This window comes from Thalassospira profundimaris (genome assembly GCF_003326675.1).
Lineage (GTDB): Bacteria > Pseudomonadota > Alphaproteobacteria > Rhodospirillales > Thalassospiraceae > Thalassospira > Thalassospira aquimaris.
The window spans coordinates 243596-264579 of sequence record NZ_JPWF01000003.1; the positions used below are offsets into that span (position 1 = coordinate 243596).

Annotated in this window: 22 protein-coding genes and 3 tRNA genes; 19 read left to right on the forward strand and 6 right to left on the reverse strand. The window is 53.6% G+C overall.

Translation table 11 applies throughout. The features are described 5' to 3' along the window. The first annotated feature begins 44 nt into the window (after window positions 1–44). The 8 genes from TH19_RS05970 (at window position 45) to TH19_RS06005 (ending at window position 9169) form a co-directional block, all read left to right on the forward strand. Window positions 45–1073, forward strand: a complete 1029-nt coding sequence (locus TH19_RS05970; protein WP_258547842.1) for a glycosyltransferase — start codon at window positions 45–47, stop codon at window positions 1071–1073. Between the two features lie 3 nt (window positions 1074–1076). Then, complete coding sequence (locus TH19_RS05975; RefSeq protein WP_114101426.1) at window positions 1077–2048, forward strand: glycosyltransferase family 9 protein; 972 nt, start codon at window positions 1077–1079, stop codon at window positions 2046–2048. Further along, complete coding sequence (locus TH19_RS05980) at window positions 2041–2805, forward strand: glycosyltransferase family 2 protein (RefSeq protein WP_114101427.1); 765 nt, start codon at window positions 2041–2043, stop codon at window positions 2803–2805. Before TH19_RS05975 ends, TH19_RS05980 begins: the two co-directional genes overlap by 8 nt. Window positions 2806–2829: 24 nt before the next feature. Further along, window positions 2830–3855, forward strand: a complete 1026-nt coding sequence (locus TH19_RS05985; RefSeq protein WP_114101428.1) for a glycosyltransferase — start codon at window positions 2830–2832, stop codon at window positions 3853–3855. After that, the gene (gene asnB, locus TH19_RS05990; protein WP_114101429.1) at window positions 3855–5615 is read left to right on the forward strand and encodes an asparagine synthase (glutamine-hydrolyzing); all 1761 of its coding nucleotides are present in this window, start codon (window positions 3855–3857) and stop codon (window positions 5613–5615) included. Before TH19_RS05985 ends, asnB begins: the two co-directional genes overlap by 1 nt. A 63-nt stretch (window positions 5616–5678) precedes the next feature. Beyond that, window positions 5679–6023, forward strand: coding sequence for a DUF1232 domain-containing protein (locus TH19_RS05995; RefSeq protein ID WP_114101553.1), 345 nt, complete (start codon window positions 5679–5681; stop codon window positions 6021–6023). Window positions 6024–6125: 102 nt separating this feature from the next. Then, window positions 6126–7124 carry an acrylyl-CoA reductase (NADPH) gene (gene acuI / locus TH19_RS06000; RefSeq protein WP_114101430.1) on the forward strand — a complete coding sequence of 333 codons (999 nt, stop codon included), beginning with the start codon at window positions 6126–6128 and terminating at the stop codon, window positions 7122–7124. Between the two features lie 89 nt (window positions 7125–7213). Further along, entirely contained in the window at window positions 7214–9169 is a 1956-nt protein-coding gene (locus tag TH19_RS06005) for a response regulator (protein ID WP_114101431.1), read from the forward strand. 77 nt (window positions 9170–9246) lie between these two features. On the opposite strand, the gene TH19_RS06010 is transcribed toward TH19_RS06005, so the two are convergent. Then, window positions 9247–9900 carry a response regulator gene (locus tag TH19_RS06010; RefSeq protein ID WP_114101432.1) on the reverse strand — a complete coding sequence of 218 codons (654 nt, stop codon included), beginning with the start codon at window positions 9898–9900 and terminating at the stop codon, window positions 9247–9249. 287 nt (window positions 9901–10187) lie between these two features. Then, the gene (locus TH19_RS06015; protein WP_258547843.1) at window positions 10188–10964 is read right to left on the reverse strand and encodes a putative metalloprotease CJM1_0395 family protein; all 777 of its coding nucleotides are present in this window, start codon (window positions 10962–10964) and stop codon (window positions 10188–10190) included. A 177-nt stretch (window positions 10965–11141) separates the two neighbouring features. Between TH19_RS06015 and TH19_RS06020 the strand changes: the two genes are divergently transcribed. After that, window positions 11142–12173 (forward strand): NAD-dependent epimerase, encoded by a 1032-nt coding sequence (locus TH19_RS06020; RefSeq protein ID WP_114101433.1) that lies wholly within the window; start codon window positions 11142–11144, stop codon window positions 12171–12173. A gap of 6 nt (window positions 12174–12179) precedes the next feature. Next, window positions 12180–13463 (forward strand): oligosaccharide flippase family protein, encoded by a 1284-nt coding sequence (locus TH19_RS06025; protein ID WP_114101434.1) that lies wholly within the window; start codon window positions 12180–12182, stop codon window positions 13461–13463. Window positions 13464–13589: 126 nt separating this feature from the next. On the opposite strand, the gene TH19_RS06030 is transcribed toward TH19_RS06025, so the two are convergent. The 3 genes from TH19_RS06030 to TH19_RS06040 form a co-directional block, all read right to left on the reverse strand. Continuing rightward, window positions 13590–13664, reverse strand: a tRNA-Thr gene (locus TH19_RS06030). A gap of 29 nt (window positions 13665–13693) precedes the next feature. Continuing rightward, a tRNA-Thr gene (locus TH19_RS06035) sits at window positions 13694–13768 on the reverse strand. Between the two features lie 29 nt (window positions 13769–13797). Next, window positions 13798–13872 (reverse strand) — tRNA-Thr (locus TH19_RS06040). 201 nt (window positions 13873–14073) lie between these two features. On the opposite strand from TH19_RS06040, the gene TH19_RS22700 reads away from it, so the two are divergent. The 7 genes from TH19_RS22700 (at window position 14074) to TH19_RS06070 (ending at window position 19311) form a co-directional block, all read left to right on the forward strand. Next, window positions 14074–14235: a hypothetical protein gene (locus TH19_RS22700; protein ID WP_181846336.1), complete on the forward strand. Its 162-nt coding sequence runs from the start codon at window positions 14074–14076 to the stop codon at window positions 14233–14235. A 168-nt stretch (window positions 14236–14403) separates the two neighbouring features. Beyond that, a complete protein-coding gene (dcd, locus tag TH19_RS06045; RefSeq protein WP_044828071.1) occupies window positions 14404–14958 on the forward strand; it encodes a dCTP deaminase in 555 nt (184 codons plus the stop codon). Between the two features lie 82 nt (window positions 14959–15040). After that, the gene (murA, locus tag TH19_RS06050) at window positions 15041–16333 is read left to right on the forward strand and encodes a UDP-N-acetylglucosamine 1-carboxyvinyltransferase (protein ID WP_114101435.1); all 1293 of its coding nucleotides are present in this window, start codon (window positions 15041–15043) and stop codon (window positions 16331–16333) included. A gap of 60 nt (window positions 16334–16393) precedes the next feature. Continuing rightward, on the forward strand, window positions 16394–17053 hold the full coding sequence (gene hisG, locus TH19_RS06055; RefSeq protein ID WP_114101436.1) for an ATP phosphoribosyltransferase: 660 nt from the start codon (window positions 16394–16396) through the stop codon (window positions 17051–17053). Beyond that, window positions 17043–18338 (forward strand): histidinol dehydrogenase, encoded by a 1296-nt coding sequence (gene hisD / locus TH19_RS06060; RefSeq protein ID WP_114101437.1) that lies wholly within the window; start codon window positions 17043–17045, stop codon window positions 18336–18338. Before hisG ends, hisD begins: the two co-directional genes overlap by 11 nt. Before the next feature lie 43 nt (window positions 18339–18381). Continuing rightward, window positions 18382–18858 carry a UPF0262 family protein gene (locus TH19_RS06065; RefSeq protein ID WP_114101438.1) on the forward strand — a complete coding sequence of 159 codons (477 nt, stop codon included), beginning with the start codon at window positions 18382–18384 and terminating at the stop codon, window positions 18856–18858. Between the two features lie 6 nt (window positions 18859–18864). Further along, window positions 18865–19311 carry an arsenate reductase ArsC gene (locus TH19_RS06070; RefSeq protein WP_114101439.1) on the forward strand — a complete coding sequence of 149 codons (447 nt, stop codon included), beginning with the start codon at window positions 18865–18867 and terminating at the stop codon, window positions 19309–19311. 6 nt (window positions 19312–19317) lie between these two features. Here TH19_RS06070 and TH19_RS06075 read toward each other — a convergent pair whose 3' ends face one another. Further along, complete coding sequence (locus TH19_RS06075) at window positions 19318–19812, reverse strand: GNAT family N-acetyltransferase (protein ID WP_114101440.1); 495 nt, start codon at window positions 19810–19812, stop codon at window positions 19318–19320. Between the two features lie 264 nt (window positions 19813–20076). Between TH19_RS06075 and infA the strand changes: the two genes are divergently transcribed. After that, entirely contained in the window at window positions 20077–20295 is a 219-nt protein-coding gene (gene infA, locus TH19_RS06080) for a translation initiation factor IF-1 (protein ID WP_007092059.1), read from the forward strand. A gap of 107 nt (window positions 20296–20402) precedes the next feature. Further along, window positions 20403–20984, forward strand: coding sequence for a Maf family protein (locus TH19_RS06085; protein WP_114101441.1), 582 nt, complete (start codon window positions 20403–20405; stop codon window positions 20982–20984).

Consider the following 20984-nt stretch of genomic DNA (forward strand, 5'->3'; position numbering starts at 1 on the left):
TAAAACGCCTGCGAGCAGATAGAACCAAACTTATGAAAATCTTGATGCTTGATCATTCAATCGGCTTTGATCCCAAGGATCGCGAAGCCCGCCCGCTGGGGACCTGCCAACGTGCCTTTATCGCGCTGGCCGAGGCCCTTGTTGCCCGTGGTCACAAGGTCGAAGCGCGCCGCAATGGCGGCATCGACAAGGATGCAAGCGGTGTAGCATGGCGACAACTTGATGCCAAATTGCCGCCGTTTGGTGGCGATGCGGTCAATACCGTTATTGTCTGGCGTGATCCCGCGTTGTTAAGCCATCCGTCCGTTCCAAACGGTGCTACGATTGCGCTTTGGTTCGACGGTGATCCGGCGCGCTTGAATGCCGATGATGTGCGTCTTGTCCTTCAGGAAAAGAAAGTACAGGTCATCTTTAGTGATGATGCACAGGCCAAGGCATTTGATGCCGAGCTTGTCAAAAAGCCGATTGTGGTCAAGCCGGGGGCAACCTCGGCCTTTACCATGGCATCGAACATGCACTGGGCATTTGAATCACGTGATGAACTTGCCGTGACGGTTGCCAATACCAAAACCGGTATTGCCCAGATCGTGCGTATCTGGGATGCCTATGTCGCGCCCAAGGCACCGAACGCGATCCTTGAAATTTATGCCTATGACCTGTTCAGCGCGATGGCAGGGGAAAATGACGACGTTTCTGACGACGTTCTTGATCTTGTTCGCGGTGCGATTGACAAAGGTGTAAGGGTTCATCATCCAAAACCCGAAGCCGACATGGCCGAGACCATCGCCAATGCGCGTGCGTTCCTGCATCACGGGAAATATGGAACCGACTATGCCGGTCAGTGGATTGTTGATGCCCTTGGGGCTGCAACGCCGGTGGTGTCTTATGGCGGGATTGCGAGGAACCGGATTGAAGACGGCAAAACCGGCTATATCGTTCCTGACGAATCTGCGTACGGCAACATTACGTCCCAGCTTTTGACCGACCGGGCATTTTTTGCCAACCAGTCCGAAGCCGCACGTAATGATCGTCGGGAATGGATTCACGTCGCAGGCGAGCTGGAGAAACTTTAAACCGTGCGCCTTCTGTTTATCACGTCAAACCGTCTTGGTGATGCGGTCCTGTCGACAGCAGTTCTGCGCCATTATATCCAAACCTTTCCGGGTATTCGGATAACGGTTGCCTGTGGTCCGGTTGCAGCCCCGATTTTCAAGGCTGTGCCGAACCTTGACGGCATTATTGAAATGCCCAAGCAAAAGCGTGGCGGGCATTGGTGGAAACTGTGGAAGTCGGTTGTTCTGAACTGGTGGGATGTGATCGTTGATCTGCGCGGTAGTGCCACGGCCTATGTCCTTCCCGGGACCAGACGCGTTGTGCTGAAAGGCAACGATGACAGCTTGCACCGGCTTGAACAGCTTGGTGCGTTGATGAAGGTGTCACCGCCGCCTTTGCCTAAAATCTGGATCGATCAGGAAAGCCGGGATCGTGCTGACACGTTGCTTGGAAATGTCAAAGGTTCGCTTTTGATTGTCGGGCCGACATCAAACTGGGTTGGCAAAACCTGGCACAAGGAACGTTTCATCGAAACGATTGCGACCCTGACCGGGAAGGGGGCTGTGCTTGAAGATGCGCATGTGCTGGTTGTCGGTGCGCCCAATGAACGGGATATGGCAGAAGAAGTCATCAAGTCGGTCCCGGAAGAAAGACGGTCTGAAATCTTTGGAACCGAAAGCCTTTTGACCGTCATGGCCTGCCTCGAACGTGCGGATTTGTATCTTGGCAACGATTCTGGCCTGATGCATATGGCAGCGGCGTCAGGATGCCCGACACTTGGTTTGTTTGGCCCGTCGCGTGATGAACATTATCGGCCATTTGCCAAATGGGGGCGTGCGATCAGGACCGATTGGTCGTACGACAAGATCATTGCCAATCGAACCAGCCGTTTCTCGCAGGAAAACCTGATGGAAACCTTGCCTGTCGAAAAGGTTGTCAAAGCGGCAACCGAACTGGTTACCGAACATCGTCTTGCAGGAAAAAACAATGACTGATGCAGCACCGCGTATTTCAGTTGTTCTGTGTGCCCATAACGAGGAAAAGCGACTGGCGACCTGTCTGGAAAAGGTCAGCTTTGCCGACGAAATCGTTGTGATCTGTGACAAGTGCACCGACCGAACCGAAGAAATCGCCAAGGAATTTGGTGCCAAAACGGTTGTCGGTAGCTGGGACATCGAAGGGCACCGTCGCAACAAGGCCATCGAAGAAGCAACCGGCGACTGGATTTTCGAACTTGATGCCGATGAACATGTTAACGCGGAGCTGGCGATTGCAATTCGCGAGGCGGTGAATAGTGGCGCCTATGACCGCTATCTTATCCCGGTCGATAACTATGTCGGCAAACGGTTGGTGCGATATGGCTGGGGTGCGTCATTTGGCACGTCTGCGGTGTGGCGACTGTTTCGCAAGGGCCACAAGGTTTGGGGTGATCAGCGCGTGCATCCGGCCATTGAAATGACCGGGCGGCAGGGACCGAAACTGAACGGGGCCTTGGTGCATTTTGTGGATCGCAATATCTCGGACATGATGCGTCGACTTGATAGCTACACCAATGCGCGTGCCGCAGATTTGCGGGCAAGCGGGAATATTGGAACATTCCGCCATAATTTCCGCCGGATTTTTTCGCGATTCTGGCGCTGTTTCGTATCGCGCAAGGGATACAAGGAAGGCGGGATGGGCTTTTTGATCGCGCTTCTGGCCGCCCTGTTCCCGATGATTTCCTATCTCAAAGCCCGCTATGATGAAGAATAACCAAATTCAGTTGGGGACTGGTGCATGACAATGTTGCTGCAGACCATGGCTGGAAGTCCGTTTGGCGGGGCCGAGGAATTTTTTGTGCGCCTTGCCTGCGGTTTTCAGCGCGCCGGTATTGATCAGCATTGCGTTGTGCGCCCGAACGAGGGACGTAATCCGGTTCTTGCCGCCAATGGGGTGTCGTTTGACGAGTTGCCATTTGGCGGGCGCCTTGACTTGCGCACCCCTTGGGGATTGCGCCAGCAAATCAAAAAACACAAACCCCGCATCGTCCTGACATGGATGAACCGGGCCAGCCGGATGACACCATCTGGTGATTTCACCAAGGTCGCCCGGCTTGGCGGGTATTACAAGCTTAAGAACTTTCGCGATTGCGATCATCTGATCGGCAATACCAAGGACATTTGCGATTATCTGGTGCGTGAAGGCTGGCCGGTCGACCGGACCCATTACCTGCCGAACTTTGTCGATGCTGTTCCGGGTACGGCCATTGATCGTGCCGAGTTCAATACGCCGTCCGATGCGCCGCTAATTCTCGGGCTCGGGCGACTGCATGAAAACAAGGGATTTGATACCCTGATCCGTGCCTTGGCCGATGTGCCGGGTGCCTATCTTTGGATCGCGGGTGCCGGTGATCTGAAGGACGATTTGCTGAAATTGTCGGGTGAATGCGGCGTCGCGGATCGTGTGCGTTTGTTGGGCTGGCGGCGGGATGTTGCCAACCTGTTTGCGACCTGTGATGTTTTTTGCGCGTCCTCGCGCCACGAACCGCTTGGCAATATGGTGATCGAGGCCTGGGCGCATGGCAAACCGGTTGTTGCACAGGCAAGTCAGGGGCCGGTTCAACTGATTACCCAAGGGGAAAGCGGATTGTTGTCCCCGCTTGAAGATGCATCGGCCTTGGCAGGTGATCTTCGGACTGTCCTTGACGACAAGGTGCTTTCAGACACATTGTCTGCGAATGGTCGCGCCGCGTTCGAGGCCAATTTCACCGAAGACGTAGTGGTTGCCAGATACAAGGCTTTCTTTGACGAGGTTGCGCGTTAATGTGCGGAATTGCCGGTTATATCGCCAAGGATAAGCAAACCCTTGATCCTGAAATTCTTGACCGTCTGCGTGATGCGCTGGGCCATCGTGGGCCTGACGGCGATGGGCGATATGTCAAAGGGCCGATTGGCTTTATCCAGACCCGCCTTGCGATCATTGATCTGAATACCGGTGACCAACCGCTTTATCATGAAAATGGTAGCGCACTGGTCGCCAATGGCGAGATCTATAACTATGTCGAGCTGCGCAAAAGCCTGTGCGAAGCCAGCTTCAAGACCGGGTCTGACAGCGAGACAGCGCTTCGGGTCTATGCGCGCGACAATATCGATGGTTTTGATCAGTTGCGCGGCATGTATGCCTTCGCCATTCATGACGCCATCGAAAATCAGGTTGTTCTGTGTCGTGATCCGTTTGGCATCAAACAGCTTTATTATGTTGAAACACCGGAATTCTTTGCCTTTGCATCCGAGGCACAGGCACTGATTGCAGCGGGCCTTGTCGCCCGTGATGTGCGTGAAGATGCCCGTGCCGAACTGTTGCAGGTACAGTTTACGACCGGCAGTGACATGATCTTTGACGGAATCAAGCGGTTGCTTCCGGGCGAGACCATTGTGTTAAACAATGGCCGTATCATTGAACGCCGCCGTCGCCAGATATTGCGCGATACAGGGGCCGTTGGCACCAACCTTGAAACCGCACTGACCGATTGGGATCGGGTTTTTGAAGAATCCGTTCGTTTGCATCAGCGTTCCGACGTGGATTACTCCATGTTCCTTTCGGGTGGGGTAGATAGTGCGTCATTGCTTGGCATGATGCATCGCCTTAACGAGCGTCCTGTAACGGCCTATACCGCTGCGTTCGAGGCATCCAGTGTCCATGATGAGCGCCAGATTGCGCGCGAAGTGGCCAAGGCGTGCAACGCCAACCATATCGAAATCATGTTTAGCGAAGATGACTTCTGGACCCTGTTGCCCGACGTTGCCGCACGAATGGATGACCCGGTTGCCGATTATGCGGTACTTCCGACCTATAAGCTGGCCAACGAAGCGGCACGTGATTTCAAGGTTGTGCTTTGTGGTGAGGGTGGGGACGAGCTGTTTGGCGGTTATGGTCGATATCGTTCCGTCACGCGTCCATTGCTGCTTGGCGGACGTGTCATGCGTTCCAAGGGGACCTTTGACAAGATTGATGTCTTGCGGCCCAGTGTTCTTGAAGGATGGCGTGATGGTATTGCCGCATCCGAAAGCCGCGAAAACCGGGGCAAGCGTTCCCGACTTGCTGTTGCGCAGGCGGTGGATTGCTCGGACTGGTTGCCCAATGATTTGCTGATCAAACTTGATCGCATGTTGATGGCCCATGGACTGGAGGGACGGACTCCGTTCCTTGACCCGATGGTTGCAGATTTCGCCTATCAGTTGCCTGATCGGCTTAAGGTCCGAAAAGGGGTTGGCAAATTCCTGCTTCGAAGCTGGCTTGAACGCTGTTTGCCGATGGCCCATCCCTTTGCCAAAAAGCGCGGATTTACGGTGCCGGTTGGTGAATGGATTGCAGCCAAGGGCAAGCGTCTTGGCCCGCTGGTCGCGCAGCAGGCGGGTGTTCTTGAAATTGCCGATCCGGCAGCGGTGGAAAAGCTGTTCAATACAGCGGGCAAGAAAGAAGGGGCGGCGTGCTGGCATCTTCTTTTCTATGCCTTGTGGCATCAGGCCAACGTATTGGGCCAAGCCCCGGAACAAGACGTATTTGAAACGCTGGCTTCCTGAAAACGGGTAAGCCGAGTTCAGCCGAAAGGCCGTTAAATGCCAAAGGTCCGACCATCCGCCTTGATGATAGTTCCCAATCTTTTGCGTACTTTGATGCGCAGTGATGTTGGGGTGAAATCCAAGGTCTTGTTGCTTGGGGGCTTGATCTATTTGATCAGTCCGGTTGATCTTTTACCCGATGTTCTGGTGGGCGTAGGATGGCTTGACGATCTTGTTATTGTGCCTTTGCTGGGCTGGCTTTCCTATCGCAGTCTGCCTGTTGATGTGCAGAGCGACGTCGTACCCAAAGGGCAGGATGCGGACACATTATCGCGCCGAATTTTCCTGTATCTTGGTTTTTTGATCCTTGCGGTGGTCTTGATCCTGATCTTTTCAGGGGCAGACAATCCAAACCTGTCGGTCAGTTGATCCGGGGTTTTTGCCAAGCTGTTACCCATTGGTCGATTTGACGCGGTGTGGGCCGGTGACTACCTTTGAGGCACATAACATGATCAAAGGTGGAGGCATCCGATGGCTGAGACATTCCGCGCACTGGTTCTGGATCAACAGGACAAATCCATTTCCGCAAGTTTCAAAACACTTTCAATGGATGATCTGCCCGACGGTGATGTGCTTGTGCGCGTGAACTGGTCGACCCTGAATTACAAGGACGGCATGATCCTGAACGGATTGGGACGACTGGTTCGAACCTATCCGCATGTGCCTGGCGTTGATTTCTCGGGGCAGGTGGTTTCCTCAAACGATGATCGCTACAAGCCCGCTGACGAGGTCATTTTGACAGGTTGGCGCGTGGGCGAGGCCCATTGGGGCGGATATGGACAGATGGCACGTGTAAAGGCCGATTGGCTGGTGCCGCTTCCCGACGGACTTGATGGTGCGCAGGCCATGGCAATTGGCACCGCCGGCTTTACATCGATGCTCGCTGTCATGGCGCTTGAAGAACAGGGGGTTTCACCAGATCAGGATGGAGAGGTCCTTGTGACCGGGGCTGCTGGTGGTGTTGGTTCAGTTGCTGTTTCGATCCTGGCAGCACTTGGATACAGGGTTGCCGCATCGACAGGGCGCGAAGAAACCCATGCTTATTTGCGTGATCTGGGCGCAACGACAATCATCGACCGCAATGAGCTTACCGATACCAGCCGGCCGCTTTTGACAGAACGCTGGGTCGGGGCAATTGACAGTGTCGGCAGTACGACGCTTGCCCATGTCTTGTCCGAGATGAAATATCACGGCGTTGTTTCGGCCTGTGGATTGGCCGGTGGGCCGGATTTACCGGCAACCGTAATTCCGTTCCTGTTACGCGGGGTAAAGCTGATCGGTATTGATTCGGTGATGTGTCCCTATGAAACGCGTTTACGTGCGTGGGAACGCCTTGCCCGTGAACTGCCAAAAGATCACTTAAGTGCGGCAACGACCAAGGTTTCCCTGTCTGATATCCTTCCATGGGGTGAAAAGATTTTGAAAGGCCAGGTCAAAGGTCGGCTTCTTGTTGATGTGCAGGATTGCTAGCAGACCCGAAACCATGCAGAATCAGCGTGTTCCTGTGCTGATGCTCAGCGCATCGGAGCACGCGTATCTGATAGTTGGAAAATGTAACGATGCCTGAACAACGGTTTCGAATTCTTCTTGTAGAAGATAACCCCGGCGACGCATTTCTGGTGCGAACGCTTCTGGAAGAAACCGGTGAACCGTTCGATATTGAACATCGAAGCGACCTGGCATCGGCAATGGCTGTTCTGAATGGGACCGGGGCGGATGCCCTATTCGATGTGGTGTTGCTTGATCTGACATTGCCCGATTCATCGGGTGTGGCGACGATCAGCAGAATACGCAGTTGCGCGAATACTGCCCCTGTTGTCGTCCTGACCGGTCACAAGGACGAAGAACTTGCCTTTGAAGCACTTCAACACGGTGCAGAAGACTATCTGACCAAAGAATTCCCGGACGGACGCACCATTCGCCGATCTATCCGCTATGCGATTGAGCGTTCCCGTGCGGAACGTGCCCTTAAGGAAAGTGAAGAACGTTACCGCAAGCTGGTAGAACTTGCCCCGGAACTGATCGCGATCCTGAGCAGCGAGGAAATCGTCTATGTCAACCAGCAGGGTGTTAGCATCCTAAAGGCGGATGACAGCAACGCCTTGATTGGTCGTTCCTTTATGGAGATGGTGCATCCTGCCAGTCGGGATATACTTGGCGAATATATTGCCCGCTACCAGGGTGGCTATGGCGGGCGGGCGGACTTTACAATCATGTGTCAACGTCCCGATGGCGAGAATGTCGAACTGGAAGTTTCTGCCATTGCGTTCACCCATGAAGGGGCGCCGGCAATGTTGATGCTGGCCGAAGACGTTACCGAGAAGCGGAAAATTGAACGGCAGCTTGTTCAGACGTCAAAGCTTGCAACCTTGGGCGAGATGGCCGCATCTGTCGCCCACGAGATGAACCAGCCGCTTAATGTCATTCGGATGGCTGCGGATACCTGCGCATTGCAGTATGACCTTGATGCAGTCAAACCCGCCTTTCAGCGTGAAAGGTTGTCACTGATCAGCAGTCAGACCGAACGTATGTCGGAAATCATCAAGCATCTGCAAATCTATAGTCGCCCGGACGATGATGATTTTGTGCCTTTTGATCCGATGAAGGCGGTGATGCGATCAGTTGATATGATCGAACATGATTGTCGTTTGTCAGGGATCATGATTGACGTCGTGCCGCCCGCACAGGGCTGTCTGGTTAATGGACGACAGGTTCAGCTTGAACAGGTCATGGTCAATATGCTGACCAATGCACGTGATGCGATTAACGAGAATGCGGATGATGGCAGTATCGGCGGCTTGATCCGTGTGAGTGCCATGGTTGACGAAACTCACAAGGTCCTGAAGCTCGCCGTTAATGACAATGGCGGTGGGGTGCCCGAAGCGGCCATTGACCTGTTGTTCCATCCGTTCTTTACGACCAAGGATGTCGGCAAGGGTACTGGTCTTGGATTGTCCGTCAGCTTTGGAATTGTCGAGGCAATGGGCGGCAAGATCGATGTGCGCAATGAAGGGGATGGCGCCTGTTTCGAAGTGATGTTGCCGATCGCGAGTTTTGGTAGTGACGGGTTGGATCAGGATGATGAGGATCTTGATGAATGCCTTCCTGTCGAAACCGGTGCAAATGCGGCATCACGCAGCAAGACGCGGATCCTTGTCGTTGATGACGAAATCGACGCCATGGAAATTATTTCCGGATATCTGGAAGCCCAAGGCTACAGCGTGTCAGCTGCGAGTAATGGCGAGGATGCCCTTGCCATATCCGGGATCATACAGCCCAATATCCTGATTACAGACATCCGGATGCCCCAGATGGACGGTAATTCCTTGGTCAAGGAACTTCGAAGCCGCGATCCGGCATTGCCGGTTATTGTGATGACAGGGCATCCGGGCGATGCTGATCGTCCGGTTGATGACGATGGTGCAGATGCCCCGGTCATGGTGATGTCCAAGCCGCTGAACCTTAAGGAGCTTCTGGGGATTCTCGACGAACTATCTGAAGTGTGCGGCGAATAGGGCGATTGCCATATCTCAAAAGTCCAAAGAAAACCCGGCAGATGCCGGGTTTTCTATGTCTGCTATTTCGCCAGCGCTTAAGCTTCCCAGCCCAGCTGCATGGCAATTTTAACCGCCTGTGTTCGGTTTGCAGCACCAAGCTTCTTGAAAATGCCGGTCAAATGAACTTTGACGGTGATTTCACGAACGGTCAGCTGCTTGGCAATTTCCTTGTTCGACAGACCTTTGGTCAAAAGACCCAGAACTTCGCGTTCACGATTGGTCAGCTGACGCAATGGATTGTCCGGCGCAAGACCATCAAGATCAATTTCACCCGGACGGATCTGTGAACCATCATCTTCAAGCAGGGCAGACGGGATGTATTTTTCCCCTGACAGGATCAGGCGCAAGGCGTTGATCAGTGACTTGCCCGACAAAGTCTTTGGCAGATAGCCCGATGCTCCGTGTTCCAGCGCGTTCAGAACGTCACTGCGCTTAACGGAGCCGGACAAAATGACGACCGGAATCTCAGGATGTTTCTGGCGCATGACCGTGAGGCCCGAAAGGCCATTCATACCCGGCATGTTCAGATCAAGGATTGTCAGTTCGACATTGGTTTCGCCATCAACAACGGCAAGTGCCTCTGCGAAATCCTTCGCTTGCGCGACTTCTACTTCCGGCGCTGCGAGTTTTAGGAAGGAAGTGATCCCGTCTCTGACGAGATCGTGGTCGTCTGCTAGCAGGATGTTCATTTTTATGCAGTACCCGTTCTTGTCCAAAGCTCTGACATCTGGCGACTGGCTTCGGAAACGCTTGCCGCATTGGTTATGCAGTTTCGCGCAATATCAAATTGTCAATTCAAGCGTCCCCCCCGGACGCGAGCGCAGCATTCAACAAAACAGGGGGCGTGTCAAACGGCAGGATAGTTTCTGAAAACATTAACTATTCGATCAGATAGGGTCGATTGTCCAAGAGTCAATGTTTGTTCCCATATTGCATAGTATGTAGGAGGTTCAAAGGCGCCTGATGGTGTTCAGGGTCAAACGGAAATCGAAAAGATCTGCTGTGCGTTACCCTCATTCCGCGCATTTTTGTTCATGGATTCTTCCGGCGGGAAATTGGTGTTGTCGTTATTGTTTGTCGCGCGCTGCAGGCTTGCCTGACGGAAGGCTGCCATGTCTGCGCCCGATGGTGCATTTGGCGCCAAGGCTGCATTTTGAAGCGTCGCCAATGCGCGGTCCTGATCAGCTTTGCTACCGGATGCAGAAACACTGACATCAACGTGCCCTCCGATGGCATAGGCGTTGCCATCCGGTCCGATCTGATAGGTATATTGTGGTGCTGATCCATATGGTCCGGCGGCAGCGGCGTGTGCCTCTTCTTCTTGTCGAACAGCTGAGTCACGTGCTTGCAACTGTGACACAACTGCTTTTTCTGCCGGGTCGAGATCAGTGTGACTGGAAGGAGCTGCGGAATTATCGCTGTTCTGCTCGCTGGTTTTGACAGCTTCTCGATATTCCGCGCGACTTACACCACCTGCAACAGCCTGTGCCTCGGTAAGTGTTCTTGGGTCGACAATACGCGTTCGAACGCCATCAGATGCCTCGCCAGCGATGGCGTAGGGTGACAGAGTACCGCTGTTTCCCGATTGGCGCTGAACTTCAACAGCTTCATACTCTGCCAAAACGCGCCCGTCAGCGGTCTGCGCGATTTCCCGAACATTCAGGATAACGCCCAATCCACCACTGTTGGGGTTTGCAATGGTTTGACCAGCAGTAATCATCGTTGCCGTAATAATACCGTGTTCGGTTGACATGACCTACATAACGCAGGGTAGCAGAAAGTATGTTTGGAGTCTCGTATGTGATTCTTGATGCTCACTGTCACAGGCTCATGTCTTGCTTAGCCACGGCCTTGCTGCTATCAGAATTGCCAAATTCCGGCGATATGATGATGGTCGCTGCGTTCGGTTTACTCAGGAACTCGCAAACATATGTCTAGCTTCGTTATCCCATCCAATGAAAAAGTCCTCGTCACAGGTGCTGCCGGCTTTATCGGTTCGCATTTATGCCTGAAGCTGCTCGAACAGGGTTCGACAGTCATCGGGCTGGATAACGTCAATGACTATTATGATGTGAACCTGAAAGAAGCACGCTTGGCGCGTTTGGAAGGCAAGCCGGGCTTCAAGTTTGTTCGTATGGACCTTGAAAATCGCGAAGGCATCGCAGACCTGTTTGCAACAGAAAAGCCGACTTATGTCGTCAACCTGGCAGCCCAGGCGGGCGTCCGTTATTCGATTGAAAACCCGCATGCTTACATTGATGCGAACCTGGTTGGGTTTACCAATATTCTTGAAGGATGCCGCCACAACGGTGTGAAGCACCTTGTTTATGCCTCAAGCAGCTCTGTTTACGGTATGAACACTGAAATGCCGTTCTCGGTGCATCACAATGTCGATCACCCGATCAGTCTTTACGCGGCTTCAAAGAAAGCCAACGAGCTGATGGCGCATACCTATAGCCATCTCTATCGTCTGCCGACGACCGGACTGCGTTTCTTCACTGTTTATGGTCCATGGGGACGGCCGGATATGGCTTTGTTCCTGTTTACCAAGGCGATCCTTGAAGGGCGTCCGATCAATGTCTTCAACGAAGGCAAGATGCGCCGTGATTTCACCTATATCGATGACATCGTCGAAGGTGTTTACCGGTGTATTTCGACTGTCGCGCAGCCAAATCCGGAATGGAACTCGGCCAAGCCGGATCCGGCGACCAGTTCGGCCCCGTATCGTGTGTTCAATATCGGCAACAATAGCCCGGTTGAGCTGATGTATATGATCGAGACAATCGAGAAGGCGCTTGGAAAAACGGCTGAAAAGAACATGCTGCCAATGCAGGATGGTGACGTGCCTGCGACTTATGCAGATGTCGAAGCTTTGACCGATGCTGTTGGTTTCAAACCTGCGACATCAATTGAAACCGGGATCGGCAACTTTGTTGAATGGTACCGATCCTTTTACGGATAAGCTGATTTGAAATTTGCCGCGATCTTCGTGCTGTTCGCCAATGCGTTTTCGGCGGGCATGATGTTTCTGGCCAGCGTGTTTATTTCACGTTATGGCGGCAAGGAGCTTTTCGGCTTTTTCTCGGTTGTACTTGGGTTGATTATCTCGGCTACTCCTATCGCTACATTCGGTATGGAGACCGCGATTGTCAGGTTTTTGCCAAAGTACAGAGAAGAAGGACAAAGGCATCTCGTCAGCGGGATGCAGCGCTTTGTCTTGCTGTTCGCAGCCGTCTTGTCGCTTATTGGCGCCGTCGTGCTTGCCGTCATTCTTGTCCGTTTCCGGCATTACAGTTTCGAAATCGGTTTTGCCGCAGGTTTATGCCTGCCCTTTGCTGTTATCTTGTCAGTTCTGCAAGGTGCCATTCGCGCGGATGCTAACGTGTCGCGAGCTGTGGTCGGCGAGGCCGTTGTTCGGCCTTTCGTGTTTGCGATCTGTCTTTTGACCATTTATTTCAGCGCATTTGGCAAGTTGGATTTATTGACAGTCGTCAGTTCCTACGCTGTGGCGTTGTTTATCGCCATGCTCTCAGCGCTTTTCCTTGTGTTTAAGGGGCGCTACATAAAGTGGGCAAGCGCATTCCGTCCAAGCTTGAAAGACATACGGCTCTGGCTGCAATTGGGGCTTAATGTCCTGTTTTCCCAGTTGTCGATTGCATTACTCAATCAGTCACCGGTAATTCTGGCAGGCACATTACTTTCTGCTTTTGATGCTGGCGAAATTGGCGCGGTTATTCGCTTGGCGATGCTGGTCGCATTCGCGCTTACTGCGGTCAACTCGGTTGTGGCACCATTTTTGTCGCGGGCGATGACGCAAGAAGATACGTGGGAGCTACAATCACTGGTCTCGCGGGCAACAGGTTTCTCGATGTTGGTGGCGATCCCGGTCTGTGCTGTGTTCTTCGTCCTGGCTCCGGAATTGTTGTCGTTGTTCGGTAACGACTACTCTGGAGCTGTGCCTTATTTGAGGATCATGCTCATTGCCTATGCTGTTCAGGCAGCATGCGGCCCAAGTGTAGCCCTGTTGAATATGACCGGTATTCACCGCGCCATGACCAAGATTGTCTCGATTTGGGCCATAATTACGATGATCGGGCTTGCCGTTGCCATGATGCAACTTGGGATGATCGGTGGTGTCGTTGTCGCGGCATTGTCTGTGGCAGGTTATCCGATGATCCTTGCGATCCTGTGTCACAAGACACTTGGCGTGGATCCCACGATCTGTTCGTTGCGGTTTTTAATTCGCCGTTAGAACGCAAATTTTATGGATATTTGAAGCTGTTCCATCGTCAGATATAATCTGACGATGGCGTGCAGGCATGTGCACCAGCCAATACAGCATAGCTGTATTTGCGTGCATTAAAAACAATGGGGGAAATGGTGCTGCTGGGGAGATTTGAACTCCCGGCCTCTCCCTTACCAAGGGAGTGCTCTACCCCTGAGCTACAGCAGCCCGATATCATCAGGCAAAACGATGGGGGATGGTGCTGCTGGGGAGATTTGAACTCCCGGCCTCTCCCTTACCAAGGGAGTGCTCTACCCCTGAGCTACAGCAGCCCGATATCATCAGGCAAAACGATGGGGGATGGTGCTGCTGGGGAGATTTGAACTCCCGGCCTCTCCCTTACCAAGGGAGTGCTCTACCCCTGAGCTACAGCAGCGTATGCCCCATGCGGTGCGGGCGGGTTATAGGCCACGTATCAGCAATTGGTCAAGCCCGAAATATGCGAAGTTTTCGGAATGATTGCCCAACAGTGCTTTTCGCCCTGTTTTCGTCAAGATCGGCTGTAATTTTTCGCCTGCTGTTTTATAACAGCGCCAAGGAATGAACCCGTATCTGAACGAGAAACCCAAATCAGACCATGACTGCAAAGAAATCCGATATTCGTCCGGCGGTGAATGAAGAGCGCCTGAAACGTGAAGCAGAGGCGCTTCGTGCCAATCTGGCCAAGCGCAAGCAACAACAGAGATCGCGCAAGGAGCCGCAAAACGACTCTGTTGTCACAACCGAATCAGACGATTGAGACATAACCTGGCAAAACGGAGCACGCTTTGCTGATGATGGCTGATCGCCAAAACGCGGATGAAAGCGCAGAAGTGCGTATCGTTTGGTTGATCTTGGCGGGCTGGCACAGGTAAAACCGAAGGTGCTGAAAGGCACAGGGACTTTTTCGCAACAAAGGGGTGGCAAAATGTCGGTAAGACCGGATCACTGGATACGCCAGATGGCGCAGGAAAAGGGTATGATCGAGCCGTTCGTTGACGGCTTCAAGCGCGATGGCGTGATCTCCTATGGTGTCAGTTCCTATGGCTACGACGCCCGTGTTGCGGACGAATTCAAGATTTTCACCAATGTCGACTCGGCCATTGTCGATCCCAAAGAATTTTCCGACGACGGGTTCGTTAATCGCAAGACCGATGTCTGTGTTATTCCGCCCAACAGTTTCGCATTGGCGCGCACCGTGGAGTATTTCCGCATCCCGCGCGATACGCTTGTGATCTGCCTTGGTAAATCGACCTATGCCCGTTGCGGCATCATCGTCAATGTCACCCCGCTTGAACCGGAATGGGAAGGGCATGTGACACTGGAATTTTCAAACACCACGCCGCTTCCGGCACGCATTTATGCCAATGAGGGCGCCTGTCAGTTCATTTTCCTGAAAGCCGAAAGCGAGTGCGATACCTCCTATGCGGATCGCGCAGGGAAATATATGGGCCAAAAAGGTGTCACATTGCCGCGTCTGTGATAAAGGCATGGCAACAGATTTGGCAATGACATGCCAATACGCGCGTTCGCTGCGCAAGCAAGCGCAGCACAAAGAGGATTGAATGGACAAGATCAAGATTTCCGGTGGTCGCCGGTTGCAGGGCAAAATTGCAATTGGCGGTGCCAAAAACGCGGCACTTCCCCTGATGGCAGCAGCCCTGCTGACAGATGAAACGCTGACCCTTTCCAATCTGCCGCATCTGGCAGACATTACGTCGATGGCGAATCTTCTCGCCCAGCACGGGGTTGCGTTGCATCTGAACGGTCATGCGCCAAACGGCGGGCATACCGGCCGCGTTCTGGAAATGACCGCCAAAGAAATCACGTCCACCACCGCACCTTATGACCTTGTGCGCAAAATGCGTGCATCGGTTCTGGTGCTTGGGCCGATTGTTGCACGTTGCGGAATTGCCCGTGTATCGCTGCCTGGAGGCTGTGCGATTGGTAACCGTCCGGTTGACCTGCACCTTAAGGCACTTGAAGCCATGGGGGCTGAAATCCATCTGGCAGAGGGCTATATCGAAGCCCGCGCGCCAGAAGGTCTTAAGGGCGGTCATGTCCTGTTCCCGCAGGTTTCGGTTGGTGCTACCGAAAATGCCTTGATGGCGGCGTCGCTTGCCGATGGTGTTGTGACCATTGCTAATGCTGCGCGTGAACCGGAAGTCACCGATCTTGCACGTTGCCTGGTCGCAATGGGGGCCGAGATCGAAGGCATCGGAACCGATACCCTGAAAGTTACCGGCAAGCCGCGCCTGCATGGTGCGGAATATTCGGTTGTACCGGATCGCATCGAAACCGGGACCTATGCCATTGCAGCGGCCATCACGGGTGGCGAGATCGAACTTACCGGCACCCGGATCGAGCTGATCGACAGTCTGGTTGATGCGATGCGCAAGGCCGGTGTCGAGATCGAAGAAACCGAAGACGGTATGAAGGTGCGCGGCAACCGTGCGACCCTTCGCGGCGTTGATGTCATGACCGAACCTTATCCGGGCTTCCCGACCGACATGCAGGCGCAATTCATGGCGCTGATGTCGGTTGCCAATGGCGCATCGATGATTACCGAGACCATTTTTGAAAACCGCTTCATGCATGTGCCGGAACTGGGCCGTATGGGGGCGGATGTGAATGTTCACGGACGTTCGGCAATCGTGCGCGGCAGTGCAAAGCTTTCGGGCGCCGAAGTGATGGCGACCGATTTGCGTGCATCGGTCTCTATGGTGCTTGCAGGCTTGGCAGCCGAGGGCGAGACGGTTATTAACCGTGTCTATCATCTTGATCGCGGTTATGAGCGGCTTGAAGAAAAACTTGCGGCCTGCGGGGCGCAAATCGAACGTGTCCGGGTTCCGGCGTAATTGCCGGTCCGTATCGCATCGCGATCCGGGCAACAGACAAACGCGTAAGGCGACTGATTAATGAGTGACGAAAAGCTGGTGCTGGCCCTGCCAAAGGGGCGCATTCTTGAAGAGGTGATGCCACTGGTCCGATCTGCCGGGATCGAACCGGAAGCGGCATTTGATGATCCGAAATCCCGTGCCCTTCGGTTCTCCACCAATCATCCGCATATCGATATCATTCGTGTGCGCAGCTTTGATGTTGCAACATTCGTTGCCTTTGGTGCGGCCCATATCGGCGTATGCGGCAATGATGTCCTGATGGAATTTGATTACCCGGATATCTATGCGCCGCTGGATCTGAATATCGGGCATTGCCGGATTGCCGTTGCCGAACCCGAAGAAATGATCGAAGGCGATGATCCGTCGCGCTGGTCGCATGTTCGTGTTGCGACCAAATATCCGCACATCACCCGGACCCATTTCGCAAAGCGTGGCGTACAGGCCGAATGCATCAAGCTTAACGGGGCGATGGAACTGGCACCGACCCTTGGTCTGTGCCGTCGTATTGTCGATCTTGTCTCGACCGGCAGCACCCTTAAGGCCAATGGCCTGCGCGAGATCGAACATATCGCAGACGTGACATCACGTCTGGTCGTGAACCGTGCCGCCCTGAAAACCCGCCCGACTGATATTCAGCCCTGGATCGACCGTTTCTCCGAGGTAGTCAATGCCGCTTAAGCTTTCCATTACCGATACCGGCTTTGAAGAAGATTTTGTCAAGCTGCTGGGCATGAAACGCGAATCGGATGCCGATGTTGATGCCGCCGTGGCCGATATCATTGCAGATGTGCGTGCACGCGGTGACGAGGCGGTGTGTGAATACACCAACCGTTTTGATCGTCTGAATATCGATGCCAAGGGCATGGTTGTTACAGCAGCCGAAGTTGATGCGGCTATTGCCGATATTGATGCGGATTTGTTGAAATCGCTGGAGCTGGCGGCTGCGCGTATTCGCTCTTATCACGAAAAGCAGATGCCGGCTGACGAACGCTATACCGATGAAACCGGTGTTGAGCTTGGCTGGCGGTGGCGTGCGGTTTCGGCAGCGGGCCTTTATGTACCTGGTGGTCTTGCATCCTATCCGTCATCGGTTCTGATGAATGCAATTCCGGCCAAGGTTGCCGGTGTTGGCCGCCTTGTTATGGTGGTGCCGACCCCGGACAATAAAATGAACCCGCTGGTTCTGGCCGCGGCGCGTATCGCCGGTGTCGACGAGATTTACCGTATCGGCGGTGCGCAGGCCGTTGCAGCCCTTGCCTATGGCACGGACACCATTAAGCCGGTCGACAAGATTGTTGGTCCGGGCAACGCCTTTGTTGCTGCTGCCAAGCGCCGCGTGTTCGGTCAGGTTGGTATCGACATGATTGCGGGCCCGTCCGAAATCCTTGTTGTTGCCGATGGAACCAATGATCCAAGCTGGGTTGCGGCCGATCTTCTGTCACAGGCCGAACATGATCCGGTTGCGCAATCGATTCTGATGACCGATGACGCAGAATTTGCAGATCAGGTACAACAGGCAATCGACAAGCATCTTGAAACGCTGCCGCGTGCTGAAATCGCGGGTGCAAGCTGGCGCGACTTTGGTGCAATTGTCTTGGTGGAAAATCTGTCGCAGGCTCCGGCCCTTGTGGATCGGATCGCCCCGGAACATCTTGAACTGGCGGTGGATGACCCGGATGCATTGGCAGATGAAATTCATCACGCTGGTGCGATCTTCCTGGGTCGTTACACGCCAGAAGCCATTGGTGACTATGTCGCCGGGCCGAACCACGTTCTGCCAACTGCCCGTTCGGCGCGGTTTTCTTCCGGTCTCGGGGTTCTGGACTTCGTCAAGCGTTCCTCGCTGATCAAGTGCACACCGGAAAGCCTTGCCAAAATCGGGCCCGCGGCAATTGCGCTGGCAGAAAGCGAAGGTCTGCAAGCGCATGGACTTTCTGTAGCGATCCGGTCAAACCAGATGTAAGCTGTTGCAGTGCAGCGCCAAGGGGACCGCAGGGAGTAGGGCTATGGCTTCAAATCAGTGTATCGCCGGTATTTATCTTGATGAAAAATACAAGGTGCGTCGCCGTCCCGAGGTCGAACACGAGCAGGCCGTCGCCATTTACGATCTTCTGGAAGAAAATCACTTCGAACCCGCCGGCGGGTTCGAAGGCCCTTATTCCGTTCATATGCGGATTGAAGAAAACCGCATCTATATGGATGTGCGCGGCGATGATGATAGTGAAAACCTGACCACTATTCCTGTGCCTTTGTCACCGTTCCGCCGGATCGTCAAAGACTACTTCATGATTTGCGAAAGCTATTATGACGCGATCAAGAAGGCCAGCGCCGCCCAGATCGAAACCATCGATATGGCGCGTCGCGGTTTGCACAATGAAGGGTCGGAACAACTGCGCGAGCTTCTGACCGATAAGGTGACGATTGATGAAAATACTGCGCGTCGCCTTTTCACGCTGATTTGTGTTCTTCACATCCGGGGTTAAGGCAACGTGGCAGAAGAACTTCCCGGCTCGGTTCTTTTTGCCTGCAGTTACAATGCCGTTCGTTCAGTGATGGCGGCAGCCCTTTTGCGTCATTATCATGGAACCCGCACCTATGTTGAAAGTTGCGGTGTACGTGCAGGCGATGTTGACGGTTTTGCCATCGCGGTGATGGATGAAATCGGCCTGGATATCTCGAACTATAAATCCAAGACATTTGATCAGCTTGAAGACGGGTTCTTTGACCTGATCATTACCATGTCACCGGAAGCCCAGCACCGTGCGGTGGATATGACCCGCACGATGGCTTGTGATGTTGAATTCTGGAATACTTTTGATGCGACCATGATCGAAGGATCGCGCGAAGCCAGACTGGAAGCATATCGTCAGGTTCGCGATCAGATCAAAAAACGTATCCTTGATCGTTTTCCGGTTGGACCAGCGCCCAAGGTTTAAGGGGCGTTATTCGCCTGTGCCAAGATCGGTGAAAGCCGATCCGTCCAGAATGAAAATCTGTTCGTCATCTGCACGGCGCATCCCGATTTTTTCATAAAATCTTTGCCCGCCAATGTTTTCGGCATCAACCGACAACCGGATATAGGTTTTACCTGTTTCGCGCGCACGTTTGGCAACGGCCACAACAAGCTTGCGGGCAAAGCCGCCCCCGCGATGAGACGGTGCGACATATAAATCCTGAATATAAAGACCGGCTTGTCCCCGGAATGTCGAATAGCTTGGGAAATAAAGGCATACCGCGACCGGCTTTTCATTTTCGGTGGCAATCAGGGCTTCGAACGCCGGTTTGTCGCCAAATCCGTCGCGCGCCAGGTCATCAGGATTGCTTTTGAATTTATCTTCGCATCCGGTTGCCCTGGCAATTTCAAGCAGCATTGCATGAATGGCAGGGGCATCGGATTTATTGGCAAGCCGGATAACGGGATTATTGGTTGGTGACATCTGGCGGCATTTCCTTGGGCAAGCTGTTCGAATGCCGAAACAATACGGGCCTTTGGGCCATGGGCAAAGGGGCTATGATGTCTGATTGTGTTGGGCCTCCTGATCATCCGGGCGGTTTGGGAGCACACATATATGGTGCCATGCCTTTGATGCAGTGCAGGGACGCCGAGCCCCGTGTGTGAAAGGACTTGACCTTTTGCCCGGTTCAGAGCAGTTTGCGCCCCACCGGTATTTTGATATTGCAATACGAAAGCTAGGAGTCACATGGCTAAAGAAGACGTTATCGAGTTTCAGGGCACCGTCGTTGAACTTCTGCCCAATGCGATGTTTCGCGTGAAGCTGGACAATGACCACGAAATCCTTGCCCATACCTCGGGTAAAATGCGCAAGAACCGTATCCGCGTTCTCGCCGGTGACCGTGTCAGCGTCGAAATGACCCCTTATGACCTGACCAAAGGTCGTATTACCTTCCGTTTCAAGTAATCTGGAACCAGTTCCAGCGCAAATTGACCTTGTCTGGCGCGCAGTTTAACTTTGCGCCATAAGTGAATTTCGCTTTGGTTTAAGATCCGATATCCGGGAGCCGCGTCTTGTCGAAACTGATACTGGCATCTGCATCGCCGCGCCGTCTTGAGCTGCTTGCGCAGATCGGAATTGTGCCAGATCAGGTGGTCCCGGCTGATATCGATGAAACGCCAAAGGCCGATGAAAGTCCGCGTCGACTTGCCTTGCGCCTTGCCGAAGAAAAAGCCCGTGCCGTTGCAAAAGACAATGGCGGGGCTTTTGTACTTGCGGCCGATACGGTTGTTGCCTGTGGGCAGCGCGCATTGGGCAAGGCTGAAGATCATGCTGAGGCGCGCAAATTCCTGACCTTACTGTCTGGTCGCCGCCATCGTGTTTATGGCGGAATGTGCCTGATCGCGCCGGATGGAGCAGAACGGTCCCGTGTGATTGAAACACAGGTCAAATTCCGAACGCTTGGTCGTGAAGACGTTGATCGCTATCTGTCACACGATGAATGGATGGGCAAGGCGGGCGCCTATGCCATCCAGGGCCATGCGGCGACCTTCGTAAAGGCGATTTCCGGCTCCTATTCCAACGTTGTTGGACTGTCGCTTTGCGAGGTGGACGGTTTGCTTCGCGGCCTTGGCTATCAATCAAAAGAGGTCTGA